20 protein-coding genes are annotated in these 22436 nt (G+C 61.4%); 8 read left to right on the plus strand and 12 right to left on the minus strand.

The genetic code is table 11. The annotated features are described in order from the left end of the window. Window positions 1-13 precede the first annotated feature (13 nt). The gene (gene prpB / locus I6J72_RS08670; RefSeq protein ID WP_070821393.1) at window positions 14-946 is read right to left on the minus strand and encodes a methylisocitrate lyase; all 933 of its coding nucleotides are present in this window, start codon (window positions 944-946) and stop codon (window positions 14-16) included. Continuing rightward, window positions 947-2458 carry a 2-methylcitrate dehydratase PrpD gene (gene prpD / locus I6J72_RS08675; protein WP_204098898.1) on the minus strand — a complete coding sequence of 504 codons (1512 nt, stop codon included), beginning with the start codon at window positions 2456-2458 and terminating at the stop codon, window positions 947-949. 169 nt (window positions 2459-2627) lie between these two features. On the opposite strand from prpD, the gene I6J72_RS08680 reads away from it, so the two are divergent. Together I6J72_RS08680 and I6J72_RS08685 are read left to right on the plus strand one after the other, a co-directional pair. Next, entirely contained in the window at window positions 2628-3935 is a 1308-nt protein-coding gene (locus tag I6J72_RS08680; protein ID WP_070673629.1) for a short-chain fatty acyl-CoA regulator family protein, read from the plus strand. Between the two features lie 119 nt (window positions 3936-4054). Further along, window positions 4055-4849, plus strand: coding sequence for an Ltp family lipoprotein (locus I6J72_RS08685; protein ID WP_070673628.1), 795 nt, complete (start codon window positions 4055-4057; stop codon window positions 4847-4849). Window positions 4850-4867: 18 nt separating this feature from the next. On the opposite strand, the gene I6J72_RS08690 is transcribed toward I6J72_RS08685, so the two are convergent. The 3 genes from I6J72_RS08690 to upp form a co-directional block, all read right to left on the minus strand. Continuing rightward, window positions 4868-6292: an NAD(P)H-quinone dehydrogenase gene (locus I6J72_RS08690; RefSeq protein WP_070673627.1), complete on the minus strand. Its 1425-nt coding sequence runs from the start codon at window positions 6290-6292 to the stop codon at window positions 4868-4870. A 57-nt stretch (window positions 6293-6349) separates the two neighbouring features. Further along, window positions 6350-7546, minus strand: coding sequence for an amidohydrolase (locus I6J72_RS08695; protein ID WP_370552136.1), 1197 nt, complete (start codon window positions 7544-7546; stop codon window positions 6350-6352). 104 nt (window positions 7547-7650) lie between these two features. Then, window positions 7651-8286, minus strand: coding sequence for a uracil phosphoribosyltransferase (upp, locus tag I6J72_RS08700; protein ID WP_039673948.1), 636 nt, complete (start codon window positions 8284-8286; stop codon window positions 7651-7653). A 61-nt stretch (window positions 8287-8347) separates the two neighbouring features. Between upp and I6J72_RS08705 the strand changes: the two genes are divergently transcribed. From I6J72_RS08705 to I6J72_RS08715, 3 genes are read left to right on the plus strand one after another with little or no spacing between them, the layout of a single operon-like run. After that, the gene (locus I6J72_RS08705) at window positions 8348-8632 is read left to right on the plus strand and encodes a hypothetical protein (RefSeq protein ID WP_204098900.1); all 285 of its coding nucleotides are present in this window, start codon (window positions 8348-8350) and stop codon (window positions 8630-8632) included. Continuing rightward, window positions 8632-9501 carry a C40 family peptidase gene (locus I6J72_RS08710; RefSeq protein ID WP_204098901.1) on the plus strand — a complete coding sequence of 290 codons (870 nt, stop codon included), beginning with the start codon at window positions 8632-8634 and terminating at the stop codon, window positions 9499-9501. Before I6J72_RS08705 ends, I6J72_RS08710 begins: the two co-directional genes overlap by 1 nt. An 11-nt stretch (window positions 9502-9512) precedes the next feature. Then, window positions 9513-10751: a hypothetical protein gene (locus I6J72_RS08715; protein ID WP_204098902.1), complete on the plus strand. Its 1239-nt coding sequence runs from the start codon at window positions 9513-9515 to the stop codon at window positions 10749-10751. Between the two features lie 22 nt (window positions 10752-10773). Here the strand turns inward: I6J72_RS08715 and I6J72_RS08720 are convergent, their stop codons facing one another. After that, a complete protein-coding gene (locus tag I6J72_RS08720) occupies window positions 10774-11634 on the minus strand; it encodes an adenosine deaminase (RefSeq protein WP_204098903.1) in 861 nt (286 codons plus the stop codon). 39 nt (window positions 11635-11673) lie between these two features. Between I6J72_RS08720 and I6J72_RS08725 the strand changes: the two genes are divergently transcribed. Beyond that, window positions 11674-12900: a D-alanyl-D-alanine carboxypeptidase family protein gene (locus I6J72_RS08725; RefSeq protein WP_204098904.1), complete on the plus strand. Its 1227-nt coding sequence runs from the start codon at window positions 11674-11676 to the stop codon at window positions 12898-12900. On the opposite strand, the gene I6J72_RS08730 is transcribed toward I6J72_RS08725, so the two are convergent. The 6 genes from I6J72_RS08730 to I6J72_RS08755 all read right to left on the minus strand — a co-directional run bounded on the left by I6J72_RS08730 (window position 12875) and on the right by I6J72_RS08755 (window position 18313). Then, window positions 12875-13684, minus strand: a complete 810-nt coding sequence (locus I6J72_RS08730; RefSeq protein ID WP_204098905.1) for an RDD family protein — start codon at window positions 13682-13684, stop codon at window positions 12875-12877. The genes I6J72_RS08725 and I6J72_RS08730 overlap by 26 nt on opposite strands. 4 nt (window positions 13685-13688) lie before the next feature. Then, the gene (locus tag I6J72_RS08735) at window positions 13689-14771 is read right to left on the minus strand and encodes a YhjD/YihY/BrkB family envelope integrity protein (RefSeq protein WP_204098906.1); all 1083 of its coding nucleotides are present in this window, start codon (window positions 14769-14771) and stop codon (window positions 13689-13691) included. 52 nt (window positions 14772-14823) lie between these two features. Then, a complete protein-coding gene (gene trpS, locus I6J72_RS08740; RefSeq protein WP_039673932.1) occupies window positions 14824-15858 on the minus strand; it encodes a tryptophan--tRNA ligase in 1035 nt (344 codons plus the stop codon). A 47-nt stretch (window positions 15859-15905) separates the two neighbouring features. Further along, window positions 15906-16097: a hypothetical protein gene (locus I6J72_RS08745; RefSeq protein ID WP_115021234.1), complete on the minus strand. Its 192-nt coding sequence runs from the start codon at window positions 16095-16097 to the stop codon at window positions 15906-15908. A gap of 64 nt (window positions 16098-16161) precedes the next feature. Then, on the minus strand, window positions 16162-17061 hold the full coding sequence (locus I6J72_RS08750; protein WP_204098907.1) for an exodeoxyribonuclease III: 900 nt from the start codon (window positions 17059-17061) through the stop codon (window positions 16162-16164). A 10-nt stretch (window positions 17062-17071) separates the two neighbouring features. Further along, window positions 17072-18313 (minus strand): MFS transporter, encoded by a 1242-nt coding sequence (locus I6J72_RS08755; RefSeq protein ID WP_204100492.1) that lies wholly within the window; start codon window positions 18311-18313, stop codon window positions 17072-17074. A gap of 182 nt (window positions 18314-18495) precedes the next feature. Between I6J72_RS08755 and I6J72_RS08760 the strand changes: the two genes are divergently transcribed. Both I6J72_RS08760 and I6J72_RS08765 read left to right on the plus strand, forming a co-directional pair. Continuing rightward, window positions 18496-20679: an NADP-dependent isocitrate dehydrogenase gene (locus I6J72_RS08760; RefSeq protein ID WP_204098908.1), complete on the plus strand. Its 2184-nt coding sequence runs from the start codon at window positions 18496-18498 to the stop codon at window positions 20677-20679. A 367-nt stretch (window positions 20680-21046) separates the two neighbouring features. After that, the gene (locus tag I6J72_RS08765) at window positions 21047-22414 is read left to right on the plus strand and encodes a PepSY domain-containing protein (protein WP_204098909.1); all 1368 of its coding nucleotides are present in this window, start codon (window positions 21047-21049) and stop codon (window positions 22412-22414) included. Window positions 22415-22436 lie beyond the last annotated feature (22 nt).

Below are 22436 nucleotides of genomic sequence, written 5' to 3' on the forward strand. Positions count from 1 at the left end.
CAGTTATGGGGTATTAATCAAAAGTGGGCTTGTAGGTGTCCTTCGAGTACGTGAACACGCTCTGGTCAAAGGCGTTGTACTCGTCGTAGCGCACCAGCTCATAGAGGCGGGAGCGGTGCTGCATGCGCTCGAGCCACTCCTCGGATTGCAGTCCGGTTTCCTGCATGTCGCGGAGGAATTCTTCGGTAGCGCCCATGGCCACGCGCAGGGTGGACACCGGCCAGATGACGGCGTTATAGCCCAAGTCTTCGATGCGCTTAGCCGACAGCAGCTCGGTCTTGCCAAACTCTGTCATGTTGGCCAGCAGCGGGGTATCCACGGCGGCGCGGAACTTCTCAAAGTCCTCGGGTGAGTACAGGGCCTCGGTAAAGATGAGGTCTGCGCCAGCGTCGGCGTAGGCCTTGGCGCGTTCGATAGCGTCATCAATGCCGTGGATACCGGCGGCATCCGTGCGGGCACAGATGATGAAGTTCTCATCGCGGCGCTCGTTGACGGCGGCGGTGATGCGGCGAACCATGAGATCCGTCGGCACCACTTCCTTGCCATCGAGGTGGCCGCAGCGCTTCGGATTGACCTGGTCTTCTAGGTGGCAGCCGGCCAGGCCAGCGTCCTCCAGCGCGGCAACCGTGCGGGCGGCGGACATGGGTTCGCCGAAGCCAGTGTCGGCGTCGACAAGCACCGGCAAGTCCGTGGCACGAGCGATGTGCCCGGCGCGCTGCGCCACCTCGGTGAGAGTGGTCAGGCCGATATCCGGCAGGCCCAAGTCATTGGCCAACACCGCGCCGGAGACGTACACGCCGCCGAAGCCACCAAGGTCCTGGATAAGGCGCGCGGTGAGCGGGTTAAACGCTCCCGGCAGGGTGGTGATTCCCGGCGCGTTCAGCGCCTCGCGGAAATTCTTGCGCTTTTCTGCGTTGCTGATGGTGGAACCAAACAGACCAGCCATTTAGAACAGTCCCTTCGGGGTTTCTGGTGCGGTGGCGAGTGCTTCGTCGGTGAGGCGAACGTTGAGCTCGTTGAGGTCGGTGAGATTCTCCAGGTCCTGTACCGCGGCAAGGAAGCGCTCCTGCTCTTCCTCCGAGACCTTGCCGGCGGCGAGCTTCTTGAACTTGTTGATGTACTCCTCGCGGCCGAAGGGGCGGGCGCCGAGCGGGTGGGCGTCGGCCACTGCACGTTCATCCTCAATCACGGTGCCGTCCTTGAAGGTGATGACAGCCTTGCCGCCGAATGCCTTCTCCTCCAAGTCGTTGGAGTGGTAGCGGCGGGTCCACTCCGGGTCCTCGACGGTGGAAATCTTGTGCCACAAATCGATGGTGTCCTGGCGGTGCTTGCGCTCGTCCGAGTAGGAGGTCTCGTAATCCCACTCGCCATCCTGCAGGGCCACGGCGAAGATGTACATGATGGAGTGGTCCAGGGTCTCGCGGGAGGCGTTCGGATCCATCTTCTGCGGGTCATTGGCGCCGGTGCCGATGACGTAGTGCGTGTGGTGCGAAGTGTGGAGGACGATGGACTCGATGTCCTCGGTCTTCAGGCCCTTCTCCGCCAGGGTCTTCTTGAGGGCAAAGGCCATATCAATTGGGGCCTGCGCCTGGTACTCCGCGGAGTGCTCCTTAGTGTAGGTGTCCAGGATGGCGCGCTTTTCTTCACCTTCGGCCGGCAGTGGGACGGTGTAGGTGCGCTCCGGGGAGTGGAGCATCCAGGCGATGAAGCCGTCTTCGCCTTCCCAAATCGGGGCCGGGGCACCTTCGCCGCGCATGGAGCGGTCCACTGCCTCGATGGCCATCTTGCCGGCGAAGGCTGGGGCGTAGGCTTTCCAGGAGGAAATCAGGCCCTTGCGGGACTGGCGGGTGGCGGTGGTGGTGTGCAGTGCCTGGCCGATGGCCTGGTAGATGGTGTCGACGTCGAGGTTCAACATGGTGCCGATACCCGCGGCGACGGACGGACCAAGGTGTGCCACGTGGTCAATCTTCCACTCGTGCAGGCAGATACCCTTGACCAGGTTGACCTGGATTTCGTAGCCGGTGGCCAAGCCGCGGATGAGGTCCTTGCCGGTCAGGCCCTTGTGCTGAGCCACGGCGAGAATCGGCGGGATGTTATCGCCCGGGTGGGAGTAATCCGCAGCAAGGAAGGTGTCGTGGTAGTCCAGCTCGCGCACGGCAGTGCCGTTGGCCAGCGCTGCCCACTCGGCGGAGTAGGTACCGTCAACGCCGAAGATGGTGGCGCCGCTTTCCGACGTCTCATGGGCCTGCGCAATCACTCGCGCCGAGGTCACAGGACGGCGCGTAGCAGAGGCCACAGCAACAGAGGCGTTGTCGATGATGCGGTTGATGATCATCTCGGTGGTCTCAGCCGGGACCTCGACCGGATCAGTGGCGACCTTGGCAATCTTGTGTGCGAGGTGCTCCTCGATGGGGAAATCCTCCGCGGACTTGTGGGTCCGTACTTCGTGGTTAATCAACGTGTTCTCCTCCTAGGCAATAACTGCGACTGCGATAGCCATCACACTAATTATCCGAACGTGCGGCCCGCCACATGTGTAAACTGTGGAAATCTGTTGCAAGTCTTTGCGTTATTCGCGAACATTGTGGACACCCCAGTTCACGTAGCATTTTTGGAGGATTCGAGAGATGACGAAGCACTACGCGGGGGCGAGAATCCACGCGCTACGCAAGGAACGTGGACTCACTCAAGCGGCCATGGCCAAGCAACTTGGCCTGTCCACGAGCTATCTCAATCAACTGGAAAACGATCAGCGCCCTCTCACCGTCACTGTTCTCATGCAGCTCACGCAGCGCTTCGACATTGACTCCACCTATTTCGCCGGCGACCGCGACTTGCGCGCCCTCGCCGAACTACGTCAGCTCTTCCCCGAAGCACCCGAGGCAACGCTTACCGACCTCAGCGGACGTTTCCCCGAACTGCTGCCCCGGCTTGTCGACGCCGCCGCGCACACCCCCGCGGAAACCGGCCCCTTCGAGGCAGTCCGTGACTTCTTCTACGACGCCCACAACTACGTTCATAGTCTCGACGTCGCCGCCGAGGAACTATCGGAACTCCTCGGCGACCGCGTCCTGCGCCGTGGCCGCCTCGCCTCCCTTCTGCAGGAGGAGTTCGGTGTCAGCACACGATTCTCCTCCCCGTCCCCACGCCGCCGCACATTCCGTAACCGCGAGCTACACCTGCGGGCGGGTCTTTCCGAAGCCCAGCTTGTCTTTGAAATGGCGCTCCAATACTGCTTGTTGGCCTACCCCGAGCATTGCGCCGAACTCGTTGCCGAGCTCCCCGGTGAGGAAGCCCAAGCCATCGGCACACTCGGCCTTGCCCAATACTTCGCCGCCGCCGTGACCATGCCCTATACCCAGTTCCTCGCCACCGCGGAAGAGACGCGCTACGACATTGATGTCATCGCCAACGCCTTCGGCACCGGTTTCGAGACCACCGCGCAGCGCTTATCGACGCTACAGCGCCCCGGCCACCGCGGTGTCCCCTTCTCCTTCATCCGCACCGACCGCGCGGGCAACATCTCCAAGCGCCAATCCTCCACCGCCTTCCACTTTGCCCGCAGCGGTGGATCCTGCCCCCTGTGGGTTGTGCACCGCGCTTTCGAAACCCCTAACCGCATCACACGCCAAGTGGCCTCCATGCCAGACGACCACACCTACCTCTGGATCGCGCGCTTCGTTCAAGGCCAAGCACAAGCGTGGGGTACCCCGCGCAAAGAATTCGTTGTGGGCCTCGGCTGCGATATCTCTCAAGCCGATCGCGTCGTCTATGCCGACGCCCTGAACCACTCCCCGTCCGAGGCCACTCCCATCGGCCCCGGCTGCGCCGCATGCCCACGCCCTGCCTGCCCGCAGCGCGCTTTCCCGCAGGCAGGCAGACCTGTCAGCCTCGACCTCAACGTCTCTCCCGATTCTGCCTACGCCACCTCCTAGTACGCCTTTTCGCCTAGGCTTTCGAATTTCCTGCGGCCATGTCCAGAGGGCTTGCCAAGATAGGACTCGTTCGGCACCGCACCGAGCCTCTGTCTCTCTAACGCAGGAGGTTTTCTCTCATGTCCAACCCTTATGCAGCTCCGCAGTTCCCTTCGGAACCAACTCCAGAGCAGCCAGCACCGACGCAGCCAGCGCCGAAGAAAAAGAAGAAGGGCGGCTGCCTCAAATGGGGTGCGGGTGCACTCGCAGTATTCGTACTTGGCAGCGCCGCTCTCAACGCAGGTTCTGATGGCGATTCCTCAAACACCGCCGCACCGGAACCACGCTCCAGCATCACGGCTACCGAATCGCTGGACGCTGAACTCAGCACCCCGACGGTTGATATCACTAACGCCGCAGCTGAACTGGACTCAACTTCGGGCAATGATGCCGGCGCTGGCAACAATGACGAAGCCGTGCCACAGGATTACACGAATGCGCTACGCGCAGCGAAGCGCTATCTGGATTTTTCAGCCTTTTCCGAAGCTAAGTTGTATAACCAGCTCACGAGCGACTACGGCTCGCAATTCTCCCCCGAGGCGGCACAGTACTCGATCGATCAGCTCGACGTGGACTGGAATGCTGAAGCTCTCGAGTCCGCAGAAAACTATCTCGACTTCGCCGCCTTTTCTAAAGCCAAGCTATATGACCAGCTCACCTCTGAGTATGGCGACAGCTTTACTCCAGAGCAGGCTCAGTACGCCGTTGACACAGTAAACGGTGACTGGATGGCCGAGGCCGTTGAAGCAGCGAACAGCTACCAAGAGATGATGCCGATGTCGGGCCCAGCACTGCTCGAGCAACTCACCAGCGAGTACGGCGAGAAGTTCACTATGGAAGAAGCCCAGCATGCGGTAAGCACACTGGGCTTCTAAACCGAGAAGTAGGAGGTTCTACTCTAGGTCGTCGTGGGCAACCAGGCGGCGAGCTGCCTCAGTGATAGTGCCGGACAGGGACGGATAAACCGCGAAGGAATCCGCCAGCTGGTTCACGGTGAGCTGGTTGGTCACGGCAACCGCGACGGGCAGGATGAGCTCGGAGGCAGTCGGAGCAACAATCACGCCGCCGATGACGCGGCCGGAGGTCGCACGGCAGAAGAGCTTGACAAAGCCGTGCTGCAGAGAGCGCATCTTGGCGCGCGGGTTGGTGTTCAGCGGCATCATGACGGTGCGGGCAGCCACCTCGCCGGCCTCAATCTCAGCCTGGGTAAAGCCCACAGCGGCAATCTCCGGCCGGGTAAACACGGCGGTGGCGACGGTCTTCAGACGCAGCGGGGACACGCCCTCACCCAGGGAGTGGTACATGGCGATACGGCCCTGCATCGCGGCAACGGAAGCCAGTGGGAAGAGGTCGGAGCAGTCACCAGCGGCGTAAATGCCTGCAACGTTGGTGCGGGAGACGCGGTCCACCTCGATGTGGCCGGACTTCGTGGTGGCCACGCCGACGTGCTCAAGGCCTAGGTCCTTGGTATTCGGGATGGAACCGATGGACATGATGACGTGGGAGCCGTGGATTTCGCGGCCGTCCTGGGTCTTGACCACAACGTTGCCGTCTTCAGTACGGGAGACGGTCTCCACGCGGCAGTTCTTCTCCAGTTCCACGCCACGCTCGGCCAGGACAGTCTCGAGGACGTCGGCAGCATCGGCGTCATCGTGCGGCAGAATGCGGTCGCGGGACGCCACCATGGTCACGCGCACGCCCATCTCCGCGAAGGCGGACACGAACTCCGCACCGGTCACACCGGAACCGACCACGATGAGGTGCTCCGGTTCCTCCTTGAGGTCGTAGACCTGCTGCCAGGTCAGGATGCGCTCGCCATCCGGCTGCGCGCCCGGCAGAATGCGTGGGGTGGCACCGGTGGCAACGAGGACAAGGTCCGCCTCAAGGGTTTCGGTGGTGCCATCCTTATGGGTGACATCGACCTTGTGGGCGGCACCCTTCACTCCGTGCTGGTCCTCGGAGAAGGCCGCACGGCCATCGATAACCGTGACACCAATCTTTTCCAAGCCCGCGCGCACGTCGCGGGACTGATTAGCCGCCAGCGCCTGCACACGGCCGTTGAGCGCCTGCAGGTTCAGTTTCAGGGAGCTGAGCTGGTTGTCAAGGCCCATGTCATCAGCGCGGCGGAAGTCGGTGCGGATGTTGGCACCTGCAATAAAGGACTTCGAGGGAACGCAGTCCAAAAGAACGGAGGAGCCACCAGGGCCCTGTTCCTCAACCAACGTAATATGTGCGCCGTACTTGGCGCCGGCAGTCGCGGCCTCGTAGCCAGCGGGGCCTCCACCAATGATTACGATGCGGGGGGCTTCCTGTGACAATGTCGCTCCTTAAATTAAATTCTGGGAAATCCGTGTCACAGTGTAATGCTTAAAGCCCTAATCCTCCACGTTGGCGAACTGTTCCGCCACCGACCCAAAGAGCTTGACACCTACGCCGATTGCACGTTCGTCTGGAGCCAAATCACCCATGTGGAGATCGTGCTGCTCACCTTCGCCAGACCAGCAGCCCAGACGGGCCATGGAGCCGGGAACCTTTTCGAGGTACCAGGAGAAATCCTCACCGCCTGAGGACTGCGGTGCCTGGACCACTGCTTGCGGATCAATTGCTTGGGCGGCACTGGCGAGGAGGGCGGTTGAGACGTCGTCGTTCAGCACCGGCGGAACCCCTCGGTGGTAGACCAACTCGTGCTCAACGCCCAACGGCGCCAGAACCTGCTCCACGAGCTCAGAGAACAGAGTCTGCATCTCACGCCAGATGCCAATGTCGGCGGTGCGCATGGTGCCAGACACAGTGCCGGTCTCCGGAATGGCATTCGGCGCATATCCTGAATTGACCTGACCAAAGACCAGCACCGTACCGGTACGGGGGTCAACGCGGCGCGACAACAGCCCCGGCAAATCGGTCAGAAGCTTGCCCAGCGCATAGACGACGTCCGCCGACAAGTGTGGGCGCGACGTGTGACCACCAGGGCCCGTCACGTTGATTTCAACCACATCGGTAGCTGAGGTGATAGCGCCCGCCCGAACGCCAATGCGTCCGACGCGAAGCTTGGGCTCAACATGGACGGCGAAAATCGAGTTCACACCTTCGAGTGCGCCCCATTCAATGACATCAGTGGCACCGCCGACCCACACTTCCTCGGCGGGCTGGAAAATCACGCGGATGCCAAAGTAAAGGGGGTGCTCGCGGTGAAAGTCGGCCAGTGCACAGGCAGTGGCCAGCGCGATGGTGGTGTGAATGTCATGGCCACACGCATGCATGACACCGGGCACTTCAGAGGTGTACTCGAGCCCGGTGACCTCAGTAACCGGAAGAGCATCGATGTCCGCACGGAATGCCAAACGGCCAAGTTCCGTGTCAGGACCGATGTCCACCATGAGTCCTGTCTCAGGAAAGAGCTGCGGCTCCAGGCCATACTCACGCAGGGTGCGGGCGAGGAAGCGAGTGGTTTCCACCTCATTATTGGAGGTTTCCGGGTGGCGGTGAATATGACGGCGCCACGCGATGACCTCTGCGCGGTGGTTGGTGAACCACTCACTCACATAATCTGAGATCACTGCTTCCTCCTCCATGGTTTTCTATGGGGAAGAGTCTACAACTAGACCATGCGGTTCAGTTAGCCGGGCAGGTCAGACACTAGAGATACTGAGTGGTCTGCAGTTTCCCAAGGCACCTGTTAAAGGTCGATATTGCGCGGACCGTAGAGACGGTCGCCGGCATCACCCAAGCCAGGAACGATGTAGGCATCGTCGTTGAGTTCGGGATCGATGGCCGCAGTCACGAGACGAACCGGCAGGCCAGAGTTAGCGAGGGCATCCACACCCGGCTGCGCGGAAACCATGCAAATGGCGGTGATATCGGTGGCACCGCGGTCTGCCAACAACTTGAGGGAGTGCAGAAGGGAGCCGCCCGTGGCGAGCATGGGGTCCACGACGAAAACGCTGCGACCGCTGAGATCCTCCGGCAAGGCCTCAAGGTACGGGACTGGCTGGTGCGTCGTCTCATCGCGCGCCATGCCGATGAAGCCCACTTGGGCATCAGGAATCATCGACAGGGCGGGGTCGACCATGCCCAGGCCAGCGCGAATGATGGGCACGACAATCGGCGGGTCCTGCAGGCGCGTGCCGTCTGCAGTAGCAACGGGAGTCGTGCAGTCGAAATGCTCAACGGGGAGGTCGCGGGCTGCCTCGTAGACAAGCATGGCGCCGAGGTCACGCAGGGCAGCGCGAAAAGCGGCGTTGTCGCTGCGGGCATCGCGCATAAGCGTGAGGCGGGATGTGGCGAGGGGGTGGTCTACAACGTGGATATCCATGACCACCACTCTATAAGAGTTGGGCGGGAACCGATTGGCAGGTTGGGCAGTCTAATAGGACATGACTGACTTCGATACCTTTGCCATTGATACCGAATACACGCGTCGCTTGGCGCACGAGCTTGTTGAGGCCTCTCAAGGCTCCCCTACTCCCCCTCCTGTGTTGCCGAATGACCCCGTCCTACAGGGTTTTACGAGTGCACTCGATGCAGCCTTAGAGAACCTGTCTGCTCGGCTTACCCAGGTTAGGGCTGATGCCGCTGCGGTGGCGGAGTCAAGTTTCCTCATGGCGCGTGAGGCTGAGGATGCCGATCATGCGCTCGCCAGCGCGTGTGGGGGTCTGTGATGTTGGAATCAGCTATTGCCCAGATCGCTCGCATGCAGCCAGCACAGCTGCCTAATGTGGGATTGCCCACCGTTCCGGATCTCACTGCTGCGGGCCCCTTGGCGGAGATTGCGCATGGAGACCCGCAGGCGCTTTTCGACGTCTCCCGCCAGGCCGCCGAGGACATCTCCACCGTGCGTTCGGCACTGGGCTCTGCGCGGAGTTTGATTTCGGCAACAATTCGGGATCTCGTGGGGCTTGGATTCGAGCTGTTACAGCGTGGCCTTCCGCTCACCCTTGGATTACTTATCCCGAACCCAGCAGCGCAGGCCGCTGCGCGTTCCGCGCTGCAGGCTCTGGCCATGGAGTACATAGGCAAAGCCATGGTGCGCATTAAACGCCTTGCTGGGGAACTACTCCAGGCAGCCGCTCCCCTAGTGCCCATCGGCCAACGTGCGGTTCAGCCTGCCGTGCGCGGCCGCCAAGACAGCACTGATGTCGCTGTGGCTCGGCATGCACTTCGGGAACCTGCAGTCGAAGGCGATTCCGAGCAGGGACAGGCCGCAGCACAGGCAGCCCTATCGCAGGTGGGAACACCCTATGGATGGGGAGGAACGGGCAACGGGAGCTTCGATTGTTCGGGGCTGACGCAGTGGGCATGGCGGCAAGCCGGAGTGGAGCTGCCCCGAACCGCGGAAAGTCAGACAGTGGGCCGGCAAGTCAGCGCCGAAGAGCTACAGCCAGGTGACCTCGTGGTGTGGGACGGGCACGTCGCCATGTACTCCGGCGACGGACAAATCGTTGAAGCGGGAAGCCCGGTACAGACTGGGCCATTGCGCACCAACAACATGGGGATGGCTTTCAAAGGCTTCTGGAGGCCCACAGGGTAGACTGTTTCCCCATGAACACACGCGCGATTGTCCCCGTCCAGCTCTCTTTGTCTGAGGGCGATTTCTATACCCTGTGGGCGCCGAAGTGGCGTCAGAATGGTTCCGAATGGCAGGCCTTCCTTGGCGATGATGAGTCTGTCTTGTTGTTCCACACCGAAGCCGACATGCTGTGCTTCCTCGAATCAGACAAGAAACATGACCTGCTTGACCACCCCAAGTGGGAAGTCTTTAACTCCCAGGCTGCGGACCGAGTCGTGCCGGACAAGAAGCACGTCTATGACCTCGTCGGAATGCCGAAGTACCTGGCTGGCCGCCCCAGCCACGAGAACGTATCCTCGGTTGCTCGCTGTTTGGAGATTGCGCATGCTCTCGCTGAGGTCTCCGCCGCAGAGCACACGGTTATTTTCTTTGCCTCGCACTCTATCCTGCGCAACCCTGCGCGCGGAGCGGATCATTACGCCGGCGATGCAGGTATGAACGAGTGGTCTGGCGTGGGCAGCGTCGTTCTCGCGAATTGGCGCGAGGTTATTGAGGACCTCGACAAGGTAGTCAAGATCGTGCCCTCCGCTGACTTTGCTGACGATGCCACGGCAGACGCTGCTACCCGCATCTCCGCGGCCACAGAAGCTGCTGCCGAGGCCCGCAAGAAGGCCGAAGAAGAGCGCAAGGCCGCCGCTGAGGCAGCTGACCCGTATGACAGCTCCCCGTGGGCTGCTGCCGGTATTGACCCGGTCAAGATCACCGCTAACCAGAAGTCGGTCTATACCCTGCGCACCTACTTGGATGGCAAGCCGGTCTTCTTGGGTAAGTGGGGCGAAATCTTCACCTTCCCTACCTCCAAGGTGCTCACCCGCTGGATCATGGAAAACGATGACCACGACCTAGCGAAGGTCTCCACCTGGGAAGAAGTAGTTGCTGCAGCCAATGCGGGCGAGCTCGAGGTCACCGTACACCCGGATAACCAGTACACCTTCAACGGTATTGTCCGTGACATTGAGAAGGGTCCCGAGTCTGTTGATAGCGACCAGATGGGCCGCTGCTATGAAATCTGCGCCGATGCCGCCGACTGGGCTGGCGATGATTCCATCAACTCCTACATGCTGCAGAACCCGCGCTTCCAGGACTACCTGGGCTACATGCTGGGTTCCACCGAGCATGCGGGCTATGTGCCGTCCAAGCCCTACACCGAGCATGCGGAGTCCTGGAAGGGCTTGGAAGAGATGCTGACCAAGCGCTTCTCGCGCTTCTAATGAGCGCCTCGTTAATCAGCGCCTAGTCAGTGGCGGAGAGGTCTTCTTCGTCGTCTGCAACGTCAGCGTCTTCAGCAAACTCCGGGTCCGCGAGGTCTTCATATGCGGGCAGGATTTCCTCTTCGATGAGGCGCTGACGGTCCTCCTCGCTGGCGAAGGAGTTCTCGATAGCCTTGATGGTCAGGTCGAAGAACTCCTCCAGGCCGTAACCAAAGGCCTCACTGAGTGCCACGAAGACATCGCTGAGCTTGTTGCCCGCCACGGTGCAGGTGAAGCCGAGCTGCTGCAAAAGCGGCAGGGGGTGGTCGGCGAGCTCCTCGGCCGGAAGCTCCTCAAGGGGCGCGAAAGTCAGAGCAATGCGGCGATCACGTACCCATGCTGACGCCTTTCCCGGGCGAACACCATCAAGGTCAGCGCTGAAATCATCAATGAGATCCGTCGCGTGAACAAGGCGGGTGGCACCCGCACGCACGGCAGCCACCGCGTCGTCATAAGACGCAGCATCGAACTCCCACGGAATGAACTCCTCGCGCAGCGCCGGGGCCTTCGTGAGATCACTCAGGACTACGCCCGCCGCATGCTCGGATGCTTCTCCGTGCACAACCAGTCGCGCATCGATCCCCGGCACCTCAAGACCTTGAGCGGCTGCCGCCAGGGCCTCATCGCGTGAGAAGGGGAACGAGTCGGCGGGGAGGCGGAGTTCGGCGTAGACCACGTGGTCGTCGACAAGCGCCTGCACCACAGAGCGAGTGGCCGCGCGCAGCTCCTCCGGGGTGGAAGCATCCGCCGGCAGCGGTACGAGCAGCGTGACCTTGGGCAGGGAGGCGAAAATTTCGGCTCCAGAGTCCTTGTTTTCGGGGCTAATCAAAGGTGCGTCATGCATGGGGTTCATCCTAGGGCGGGGTCTAGGATTAAGCACGTTATGAAACATGTCTCCGCGCTTATCGCTACCCTCACGCTGCTCATCACCCCACCGGCGTACGCGGAGGAATCCGACGAGACATCATCGTCTTTGCCCACACGTACCACGGCACCCGATACTGATTCCTGCCCGCACTCGCTCGTCCCAGCTGAGCCGAGCACGACCTCTGAGGAGCTCGCCCCCGGCCAGGCCACGCCTACTCCCCTGCCGCCGGTGGACGGCGCCGCCTGCGGGGTTACGGCGCCGCGTGGTTTTAAGGTCAACAAAGACGTTGTGGCCTCAGCCTGGATGGTCAGTGACCTTGACTCGGGTGAGATCATCGCGATGAAGGACCCCAATGGGCGCTACCGCCCAGCCTCAATCATCAAGGCCCTGCTGGCGCTCGTGGTGATTGAGGAGCTCCCGTTGGACCAGCGCATTACCGCCACGATGGAAGACGCTTCTGTTGAAGGTTCCGCCGTTGGCATTGGGCCGGAGGGTACGTACACGGTGGAGCAACTGTTGCAGGGCCTGCTCATGGCCTCAGGCAACGATGCCGCGCATGCTCTGGCAACCGCGCTGGGTGGTGACGAGGACACCCTGCGCAAGGTGAATGAGAAGGCTCGCGAGATTGGCACGCGCTCGACTGTCGCAGCGAGCTATTCAGGGCTCGATGCGGCGGGAATGTCCACGTCTGCCGCGGATATCTCACTCATCTATCGCGAGGCTTTTGCCAATGACACCTTTGCGCGCATTGTCGATACCGAACATGTGGATTTTCCCGGCTGGGGCGAGATGCCCGGCTACGAGCTCTGGAATGACAACGGGCTTTATCTCAATGATCCCGATGGCATCGGCGGCAAGACCGGCTATACCGAGGACGCGCAGCACACCTTCGTCGGTGCCATTGATCGCGACGGGCGCCGCCTCCAGGCCGTCATCCTGGACACCACCGTCGAGCACGGCTTTAGGGCCTGGGAGCAGGCGCAGATGCTTCTCGACGAATCCTCCACCGTCACCCCCGGACATGGCGTAGGCCAGCTGGAGGATTTCTCAGCGCAGGCGGCTGAGGAAACGACAGTCGTTCCGACGCCCACTCCGCCTACCCCTACCGAGGCCCCAGAAACGACTCAGCCCCGCTCATCCTCATCGTTCGAGGACTCGCAGGGCTGGATCGGTTGGATGGTGGCGGGGCTCGTTGCCCTGCTCGTGGTGGTCGTGGCTACTTTTTCACTACTTCGGCGTTAGCCATGATGTCGTGCTGGCCGCGCAGCGCGTTCTTGGGGCCAATGGTGGTGACCACGTAAAGCGCGCCAAGGATAGTCACGGCCGGCCCAACGAGCGGTATGAGGGAGGCCACGCGCCACCAGTTGCGCTTAATGCTCTGCTGCCAGCTGAGATTCTTGTGCGTTGTCACGTCACGGACGGTGTAACCAGCGATCAGCTTTGCTGGCGTGGCACCGAGGTAGACCTCGGAGACAAGGTAGTAGGCCACGGTAAACAGGCTGGATGCCCCCATCACGAGGGCGGCGTGCGCATTGGGATCAGAGAGGCCAAAGCTCACGACGGCTGAGACGACGACGGCTGCAATGATGTAATCGAGAATTGCCATGAGCACGCGGTTGCCGGGGGTAGCGCGCTGGGAGTCCTGAAACGGAGCCGGGCTGGGGTCGACAGAAACCGGCTGAGATTCGGGGCTAAAGCTTTCTGCGCTGGAAGCTTGTGTACTCGAAGCGTCTGTACTCGGAGCTTCTGTGCGCCAGCGCCCGGTTTCCGCGAACTCTTCCAGTTGGCGCCACGTCGGCTGGCGCCCGCTGCCCAATCCCTGATCGTAGATGGCGCGGGACGAAGGCTCGCACAGAATGCGGGCGGCCACCGCTATCTCCTGGCGCTCGACGTCCTCGGGAATGTAGCCGATGTCCTCGAGGTTGGTATCGGCTGCCGCGAGCTGCTCGCCTAGTTCGTTCGACGTCGCCTGTGGCTCAAGGGTGAAGTGGGTATACAGATTCGGTGCAGGGGTTTCGGGAAGCACGAGCCTACTTTCGACGGAACAGGGCGACAGCGCCGGCAGCGACCGCACCCAGTGCAGCACCTGCGCCCAGGGTCACGCCCGTGTTCGGGCCCTTCTTGATTTCGTTGCGAACGCGGATGACTGCCTGAGCTGGGACAGGCGGCTCGAGCAACTCAAGGGATTCCTCGGTGGTGGCGGTCCAAGCAGATACATAGAGCACAACGCGCCACACCAGGTACATGACAACCATGAGGACGATGACCGGTCCAAAGACCGCGCCCGCCGGGTTGCCTGTCGCCGAAGACATGATGACGGTGGACAGCTGCTTCAGGACCTCAAAGATCACAGCGCCGATAAGCGCACCTTTCAGGCCAGATTTGGTCGGCACCTTGGTGCGCGGCAGGAAGGCCACCATCCACCAGAAGACAAGGAAGTTCGCGATGAGACCAATGACAATACCTGCCACAACAAGCACCGCATCCATGCCGGGGAAGGCTTCAATGCCTACCCATTCGAAGACCTTCTGGGTCAGACCAGAAGAACCAGCCGCGGTAACGCCGAACGCAACCACCAAAGCAAGAAGCAGGCCGATAAGACCCAGCAGGTCACTGAGCTTCTTGGTCACAAAGTTGCCCGGAGCGTCATTGGGATCCTGCATCCACATGGCGGAAATGCCAATACGCAGGTTGTTCATCCAGCCCAAGCCGGACCACAGGGTGGTCAGACCACCGATGCCGTACATGGCACCGCGCTGATCGATGGCCGTCTTCAGCAGCTCAGTAATGGAATCACCAAGATCACCAGAAACAGAGTTGGCAATCTGCTCTTCCAGCTGCTGCATCAAGTCTGGGCGGTTGGCCAGCACCGTAGCCGCACCGGCGACAACGAGCATGAAAATCGGGAAGATAGCCAGAACCGAGAAGTAGGTAATACCCGCGGCAAACTGGTTGCCGCCTTGGCTGCCGTAGCGGTCCAGCATCTTCATAATGTGGTCGATGAAGCCAGACTTCTCACGGACCTTGTCTACCGCACCCGGTTCATCGGCATGCGCGCGCTCGATACCGTATTCATCGGTCTTCTTCTCATCAGTGCGTGTCGTTGGTGCCACGGGCACACCCCTTTTATGTTGTCTATTAAACGTCCCTCATATGCTAACCAACTCAGCCGCGACGTGCGGGGAGGAAGCCCACCGCCTCGTAAACCTTGTCCACGAGTGGCGCAGCAATCTCCGTCGCGCGCGCAGCACCCTCGGCCAAAATGCGCTCGAGCTCGCCGCGGTCTTCCATGAGCTCGTCGTAGCGTGCCTTAAGCGGAGTGGTAAACGCCTCTAGGGCTTCGGCCGTATCGACCTTGAGGTGGCCATAACCTTGGCCGGCGTACTTCTCCACGAGGGCATCAATGCTCTCGCCCGTCAGCGCAGACTGAATAGCCAGCAGGTTGGACACGCCCGGCTGCTTCTCGCGGTCAAAAGCCACCACACCGAGGTCATCGGTCACGGCGGACTTGATTCGCTTGGCGGAGGTCTTGGGGGCGTCAAGAAGATTGACAATGCCCTTCGGGTTCGCGCCTGACTTCGACATCTTGGAGGTCGGCTCCTGCAGGTCATAAATCTTGGCCGAGCCTTCCGGAATGAAGGGCTCCGGAATGCGGAAGACCTCGCCGTATTTATTGTTGAAGCGCTCCGCCAGGTTGCGGGTGAGCTCGAGGTGCTGGCGCTGGTCCTCCCCCACCGGCACGTAGTGCGGGGAGTACAGAAGAATATCGGCGGCCATGAGCATGGGGTAGGTAAACAGGCCCACCGTGGTGCGGTCTTGGCCCTGCTTAGAGGACTTGTCCTTGAATTGGGTCATGCGCGAGGCCTCACCGAAACCGGTCAGGCACTGCAGCACCCAGGTCAGCTCCGCATGCGCGGGCACGTGGGACTGCACAAAGAGGGTAGATTTCGCCGGGTCAATACCCAAGGCGATGAGCTGGGCGGCACCCGCGATAGTGCGGTGACGCAGCTCCTCCGGGTTCTGCTCCACCGTGATGGCGTGCAGGTCCGGGATAAAATAAAAAGCCTCGTAGCTCTCCTGCAGGTCAATCCACTGCTTGAGAGCTCCGAGGTAATTGCCCAAGTGGTAGGAATCAGCCGTGGGCTGGATTCCCGAGAGGACTCGGGATGCGGAGGACGATGCAGAAGTGGAGTCAGTCATGGTTGACCACTCTACTCTGCCGCCGCCTCCGCGCGGCGCTGTGGGCCTTAAATCTTGCGGGAAGTCGGGCTAATAACGTCCATCATGACCGCGAAACCGGCCACCATGAATGCACCACCGACGCCCTGGAGGACAATCGGTCCAAGGAAGGCGAAGGACGGGCCAACAATGGTCCACCACCAGATACCCAGGGCAAGCAGAATGGCGCCGAGGACGAAGTAGATGAGTGCGCGGGTCATGAAGATCTCCTGCGAAATAGAAAGGACGTTAATTCGGACTCATCGTACCACTACTTGTATTCGGCTACTTATACTCGACGAGAAGCGGGGAATGGTCAGACCAGCGCTGCTCCACCGTCGGCGCCTTTTCCACCCAGGTGCGCTGCGCGCGCTCCAGCATGGCCTTCGTGGCGGCCTGATAGTCAATGCGCCAGCCTGCATCGTTGTTGAAGGCTTGGCCGCGGTAGGTCCACCACGTGTAAGGCCCCTCCGCCTCCGGGTGCAGGCGCCTGGCGACGTCAAACCACTGCGGGTCCGCCGCCGCCTCCCAGGCGGTCTTCGTGTCATAGTCCACCACGCCGAGCCAGTCCCCGAGCCCTTTCTTGGCCTGTGGTTCGGCATCCGGGAAGGCGCCAAAGACGCGGTCCATGAAGGCGCGCTCCTCCGGCAGGTGGCCGGACTTCTTCTCGTTAGCCTTGTTGTTCTTCAAGTCCTGGGCGCGGTGGCAGATGTTCCAGTCGCCGCCAATAACGGCTTCTGGGTAAGCCGCAGCCATGTCGTCTAAAACTTCCGAAAACTCATCCAAGAAGAGGTACTTTTCGTCCTGCTTCGGGGAATTCACATCACCGGAAGGCAGGTACAGAGAAGCAACGCGCACACCTTCCACCGTGGCGGCGATGAAGCGGCCGGATTCGGCGAAGGAGCCGAAGCCCACGGAGACGTCGCCAAGCGCATGCTTCGATAGGATGCCCACGCCCGCACGACCCTTCGCGGCGGATTCGGCCTGGACCAAGTTCCATCCGGCCTCCAGAGCCGGGGCCAGGGCCTTCTGAGTCTGCTCGGGGTTGGCGCGCACCTCCTGCATGAGGACGACGTCGGCAGGCGTAGTCTCCAGCCACGCATTCATACCGGGGTTGTCGTCATTGCGCTGTTTGCAGGCCGCGCGGATGCCATTGACGTTAACGGAGGCGATGGTGAAACTCATGCCGGTCAGTCTAACGGTGTTCGATGATCTTTACGGAAGGGCCCAGGCGACGTTTGTCCCACATGGTGACAAACCAGGTAAGAATGCCAGACACGGCCAAAGCAGCACCCGCCAGCGCGGTGGAATTATAGGAATAGCCCGCGCCCACGACCACGCCGCCAATCGCAGCACCGGCCGCATTCGCGATGTTGAGAGCAGACTGGTTCAACGCCGCCGCGAGAGTCTGCGCATCCCCCGCCACGTTGACTAGGCGCAGCTGCAGCGACGGCACGAGGATGGAGCCAAAGAAGGCCAAGACGCCGAAGACAATCGTGCCCGCCCACGCGTTGTGCGCCACGAAGTAGAAGGTCACGGACACACCGACCATGCAGATGAGCGCAAAAATGATGCCGAATTCCAGGTTGCGGTCCGCCAGCGCACCGCCGGCGACGTTGCCGGTGGTCATGCCGATGCCATACGCCATGAGTACAAGCCACGTGTGGCTCGGGTCCATGCCGGCGACCTCCGTCATAGTCCACGTGATGTAGGTATAGACGGCAAACATTCCGCCGAAGCCCACGGTGCCGAGGAACACGGTGAGAAGCACCTGGCTGTTTTTCAGCGCGCCAAGCTCAGTAAACATATCCGTTTGCGGCATACGCGTCATGTGCGGGAAGAGGAAAAAGAGCAGCACCATCGTCAGCCCAGCAATGGCCACGACTAAGAAGTACGCTGCATGCCAACCCAACTCTTGGCCCAGCGCCTGGGCTGCTGGCACACCAATCACGGTGGCAACGGACAGGCCCATGCCTACCATCGACATGGCAAACCCCTGCCGTCCAGGAGGCGCCATGGACACTGCCGCCAGATTTGCTACGGAAAAATATGCGCCGTGCGGCAGACCCGCGATGAAGCGGGCCGCGAGGAGGACTCCGTAATTCGGGGCCAGGGCTGTGAGCAGGTTACCCACGAGCAAGAAGCCAATGAGCAGGATAATCAGGCGGCGGCGCGGAAGCTTGCCCGTAAGTGCCGCAATGACCGGCGCGCCTACGACGACGCCGAGCGCGTAGACGGAGATGACTACCGACGCCGCATCTTCCGTAATGCCGAAGTCATCCGAGATGAGCGGCAAGAGGCCCATCGACGTAAATTCCGTCGTGCCGATGGCGAAAGCGCCCAGCGCCATGGCAATCATGACGATGGTGCGGCGCGATCGGGAAATCTCTGTTTGGCGTGGGACAGGGCGGCGCTTGATGCGGGTAGCTGGCTTCATCGGGTTCACGTGGGCAGACCTTAGTACTTCCCTTGCGGGGCCCGTAAGCTCAGACGGGCAGGTTGCGCCAAGTCAACACACCTCCCCCACAGGTGGCACGTGTCACACGGGGGCCGCCACGCGGCGATAACAAGACAGGTATCCTGTTAGGTTGAACAGTTTTCAACTAATCGAGGAGAACCATGGCTAAGATTATCTGGACCCGCACCGACGAGGCGCCGCTGCTGGCGACCTACTCTTTCAAGCCGGTTGTGGAGGCCTTCGCTTCCACCGCAGGTATTGAGGTAGAGACCCGCGACATTTCCCTGGCCGGTCGCATCCTGGCCCAGTTCCCGGAGCGCCTTGGTGACAAGAAGGTCTCCGACGCCCTGGCTGAGCTTGGCCAGCTGGCGAAGACCCCTGAAGCTAACATCATCAAGCTGCCGAATATCTCCGCGTCCCTCGTGCAGCTGAAGAAGGCCATTGCTGAGCTGCAGGCTGCTGGCTTTGATCTCCCGGAGTACGAAGAGGCTCAGGAAAAGTATGACGCCGTCAAGGGCTCCGCTGTGAACCCGGTTCTGCGTGAGGGCAACTCCGACCGCCGCGCCCCGATTGCGGTCAAGAACTTTGCTAAGAAGAACCCGCACAAGATGGGCGCGTGGTCTGCTGATTCCAAGACCAACGTGGCCACCATGGACGCTAACGACTTCCGCCACAACGAGAAGTCCGTCATCATGCCGGAGGAGGACACCCTCTCCATCGTTCTGAAGACCGCCGAGGGCGAGCAGACCCTGCTGGAGAAGCTGCCGGTGCTCAAGGGCGAGGTTATCGACGGCACCTTCATGTCCGCCAAGGCACTCGATGAGTTCCTCAAGGCACAGGTTGCCCGCGCCAAGGAAGAGGGCGTTCTCTTCTCCGCTCACCTCAAGGCCACCATGATGAAGGTCTCTGACCCCATCATCTTCGGCCACGTCGTGCGCGCTTTCTTCGCTGACGTCTTTGAGAAGTACGGCGAGGAGCTCGAGGCCGCTGGCCTCAACGGCGAGAACGGCCTGGGCGCTATCTACGAGGGCCTGGACAAGCTGGAGAACGGTGCTGAGATCAAGGCTGCTTTCGACGCCGCGCTTGTCGACGGCCCTGACCTCGCCATGGTCAATTCCCACAAGGGTATTACCAACCTTCACGTTCCGTCTGACGTCATTATCGACGCCTCCATGCCGGCCATGATCCGCACCTCCGGCCACATGTGGAACAAGAACGACGAGGAGCAGGACACCCTCGCCGTCATCCCGGATTCCTCCTACGCTGGCGTCTACCAGGCGGTTATTGAGGACTGCAAGGCTAACGGCGCATACGACCCGACCACCATGGGTACCGTCCCGAACGTCGGCCTCATGGCGCAGAAGGCTGAGGAGTACGGTTCCCACAACAAGACCTTCAAGATCCCGGCTGCGGGCACCGTTGAGGTTCGCAACTCCCAGGGCGAGGCCCTCATCTCCCACGACGTGGAAGCTGGCGACATCTGGCGCGCCTGCCAGACCAAGGACGCCCCGATCCAGGACTGGGTCAAGCTGGCCGTCAACCGTGCCCGCCTGTCCGGCATGAAGGCTATCTTCTGGCTCGACCCGGAGCGCGGCCACGACGCCAACCTCATCGAGTTGGTCAAGAAGTACCTTGAGGATCACGATACCGAGGGCCTCGACATCTCCATCGAGGACCCGGTCACCGCGACCAAGATCTCCGTCGAGCGCATCCGCAAGGGCGAGGACACCATCTCCGTGACCGGCAACGTGCTGCGTGACTACAACACCGACCTCTTCCCCATCCTCGAGCTGGGCACCTCCGCAAAGATGCTGTCCGTGGTTCCGCTCATGGCTGGCGGCGGCCTGTTCGAGACCGGTGCCGGCGGCTCCGCCCCGAAGCACGTCCAGCAGGTCCAGGAGGAGAACCACCTGCGCTGGGATTCCCTCGGCGAGTTCCTAGCCCTGGCTGAGTCCTTCCGCCACGAGCACAACACCAACGGCAATGCCAAGGCTGGCGTCCTGGCCGCTGCCCTGGACAAGGCCACCGAGACCCTGCTGGATGAGGGCAAGTCCCCGTCCCGCAAGGTGGGCGAGAACGACAACCGCGGCTCCCACTTCTTCCTGACCCTCAACTGGGCCAAGGAGCTGGCTGCACAGACCGACGACGCCGAGCTGGCCGAGGCCTTCAAGCCGGTCGCTGAGGCTCTCGAGGCCAAGGCTGGCGAGATTGAGCAGGCGCTTCTCGACGTCCAGGGTTCCCCCGTCGACCTCGGCGGCTACTACGCCCCGAACGAGGAGAAGCTTAACCAAACCATGCGCCCGGTTGCTGCCTTCAACGACATCATTGATGGCCTGAAGAAGTAATTCGGCGCTAGGCGCTTAACAAAAGACCGCTTCGTCTCCTCCCTGGAGTTCGAGGCGGTCTTTTCTTGCTTCATTAGCCGAAAACCGACCCGAAACCACAGATTCGGGCGCTATTTTTACCCGTTGAGCTGCGAGAACTTTTTCTTGACTGTTTCTTGCTTCTCGCGCCTTACTTCGCGCGTTTTCATCCTTTGAACACCGAGAACCTCAGTTAGGTAAAAAGTTTTTCAATTTTCGGGAACCGAGAAACCATCGCCTCCGACTACTAGTGCAGTTGATATCAGCGCCTGTCCATCGCCCCTACTGAGCGTCCCGCGAACGTTCAGCAGAGGCCCTCTACCCCTAGACCCCCGAAAGAGCACTACATATGAGTCGGACGGCTCTGCGATCTTTTATTCAGCGCATTCACTTTTATGGCGGCATGTTCGTCGGCCCCTTCATCCTCATCGCGGCCCTGACCGGCTGTCTTTATGCCGTGGCGCCTTCCCTGGAGAAGGTGGTGTACCGCGACGTCATGACCGTTCCGGCGGTCGAGCACCCAGTGAGCTTGGAGGAACAAATCCAGGCCGCACAGCACGAGCACCCAGACATGCCGGTCACGCAGGTGTGGCCAGCCACGACACCGACGGATTCCACGCGCGTTCTGGTGTCCGATGACAGCATCGATGAGAGCCTCCAGCGCACCGTCTTCATCGACCCCGCAAGCGCCAAGGTCATCGGGGACTACCCCACTTACTCCGGTCTAGGTGAGATGCCGCTGCGCCGCTGGATTTCCTCCCTGCACGAAAGCTTCCACCTGGGCAAGGTCGGCGAGCTCTACTCGGAGTTAGCTGCCTCCTGGCTGTGGGTCATGGCCTGCGGTGGCCTGTACATGTGGTGGATTCGCCGCCGCCCCAAGAGCATGTCAAGCGCCAACACCACGCAACGCCAGCCCAAGCGCTCCGCACGCTGGAAAGCTACCCGTCTGCATTCCACCATCGGCGCGTGGGTTTTCATTGGTCTGCTGGGGCTGTCTGCCACCGGCATCACCTGGTCGGGCCTGGCCGGCGACAACGTCAATTCTCTAGTCGAGCGCATGCACTGGAAGGCCACTCCCATCGAAACTGCCCTCCCCGGCACCACCGCTGAAACGCATGAGCACACCGGGCATGAAGGACATGAGCACGGTGGGGCCGTCGGGGCGTCGCCAAGCGTGAGCGTGGCTGCCGAGGCCGAGCGCGTCCTCGCCACCGGCCGCGCCGAGGGACTGACCGGCCCACTTCGCCTGTACCCGCCGGAGGACGCCCACTCCGCTTGGCAGGTCAGCGAACGCTGGGTGGAATGGCGCACCACCTCCGATGCGGTCTCCGTAGACGGCGCTACCGGCGAGGTCATCGACCGCCAGCCTTTCTCCAGCCTGCCGCTGTTTAGCAAGCTCAGCAGCTGGGGTATCTACCTACACATGGGCATCATGTTCGGGCTACCACTGCAGATTGCGCTGCTCGCACTGGGCCTCGCCACCGCCGCCCTCGTGGTGCTGGGGTACTACATGTGGTGGAAGCGCCGCCCGCGTTTCCTGCCAACCACTCACTTCTCGTGGGCCACGACGGGATTGGGCGCGCTGTTCGCCGCCACCGTGGGCGTCTTCCTGCCGCTTCTGGGAATCACGCTAGCGGCGTTCCTGGTTCTCGACGTCATCCTCATCCACCGCAAGCGCGCGACACGTCAGAAGGATCTAGTGAAAGCCATCACATAGAGCAGGGCGCATAGGTACGGTA

It is taken from the genome of Corynebacterium sp. FDAARGOS 1242 (assembly GCF_016889985.1).
In the GTDB taxonomy this organism is placed as follows: Bacteria; Actinomycetota; Actinomycetes; order Mycobacteriales; family Mycobacteriaceae; genus Corynebacterium; species Corynebacterium minutissimum_B.

Coding starts and splice junctions, on each gene's coding strand:
- prpB (WP_070821393.1), bottom strand. CDS start 946: ATGGCTGGTCTGTTTGGTTCCACCATCAGCAACGCAGAAAAGCGCAAG.
- I6J72_RS08680 (WP_070673629.1), top strand. CDS start 2,628: ATGACGAAGCACTACGCGGGGGCGAGAATCCACGCGCTACGCAAGGAA.
- I6J72_RS08685 (WP_070673628.1), top strand. CDS start 4,055: ATGTCCAACCCTTATGCAGCTCCGCAGTTCCCTTCGGAACCAACTCCA.
- I6J72_RS08695 (WP_370552136.1), bottom strand. CDS start 7,546: ATGGAGGAGGAAGCAGTGATCTCAGATTATGTGAGTGAGTGGTTCACC.
- upp (WP_039673948.1), bottom strand. CDS start 8,286: ATGGATATCCACGTTGTAGACCACCCCCTCGCCACATCCCGCCTCACG.
- I6J72_RS08705 (WP_204098900.1), top strand. CDS start 8,348: ATGACTGACTTCGATACCTTTGCCATTGATACCGAATACACGCGTCGC.
- I6J72_RS08710 (WP_204098901.1), top strand. CDS start 8,632: ATGTTGGAATCAGCTATTGCCCAGATCGCTCGCATGCAGCCAGCACAG.
- I6J72_RS08715 (WP_204098902.1), top strand. CDS start 9,513: ATGAACACACGCGCGATTGTCCCCGTCCAGCTCTCTTTGTCTGAGGGC.
- I6J72_RS08720 (WP_204098903.1), bottom strand. CDS start 11,634: ATGCATGACGCACCTTTGATTAGCCCCGAAAACAAGGACTCTGGAGCC.
- I6J72_RS08725 (WP_204098904.1), top strand. CDS start 11,674: ATGAAACATGTCTCCGCGCTTATCGCTACCCTCACGCTGCTCATCACC.
- trpS (WP_039673932.1), bottom strand. CDS start 15,858: ATGACTGACTCCACTTCTGCATCGTCCTCCGCATCCCGAGTCCTCTCG.
- I6J72_RS08745 (WP_115021234.1), bottom strand. CDS start 16,097: ATGACCCGCGCACTCATCTACTTCGTCCTCGGCGCCATTCTGCTTGCC.
- I6J72_RS08750 (WP_204098907.1), bottom strand. CDS start 17,061: ATGAGTTTCACCATCGCCTCCGTTAACGTCAATGGCATCCGCGCGGCC.
- I6J72_RS08755 (WP_204100492.1), bottom strand. CDS start 18,313: ATGAAGCCAGCTACCCGCATCAAGCGCCGCCCTGTCCCACGCCAAACA.
- I6J72_RS08760 (WP_204098908.1), top strand. CDS start 18,496: ATGGCTAAGATTATCTGGACCCGCACCGACGAGGCGCCGCTGCTGGCG.
- I6J72_RS08765 (WP_204098909.1), top strand. CDS start 21,047: ATGAGTCGGACGGCTCTGCGATCTTTTATTCAGCGCATTCACTTTTAT.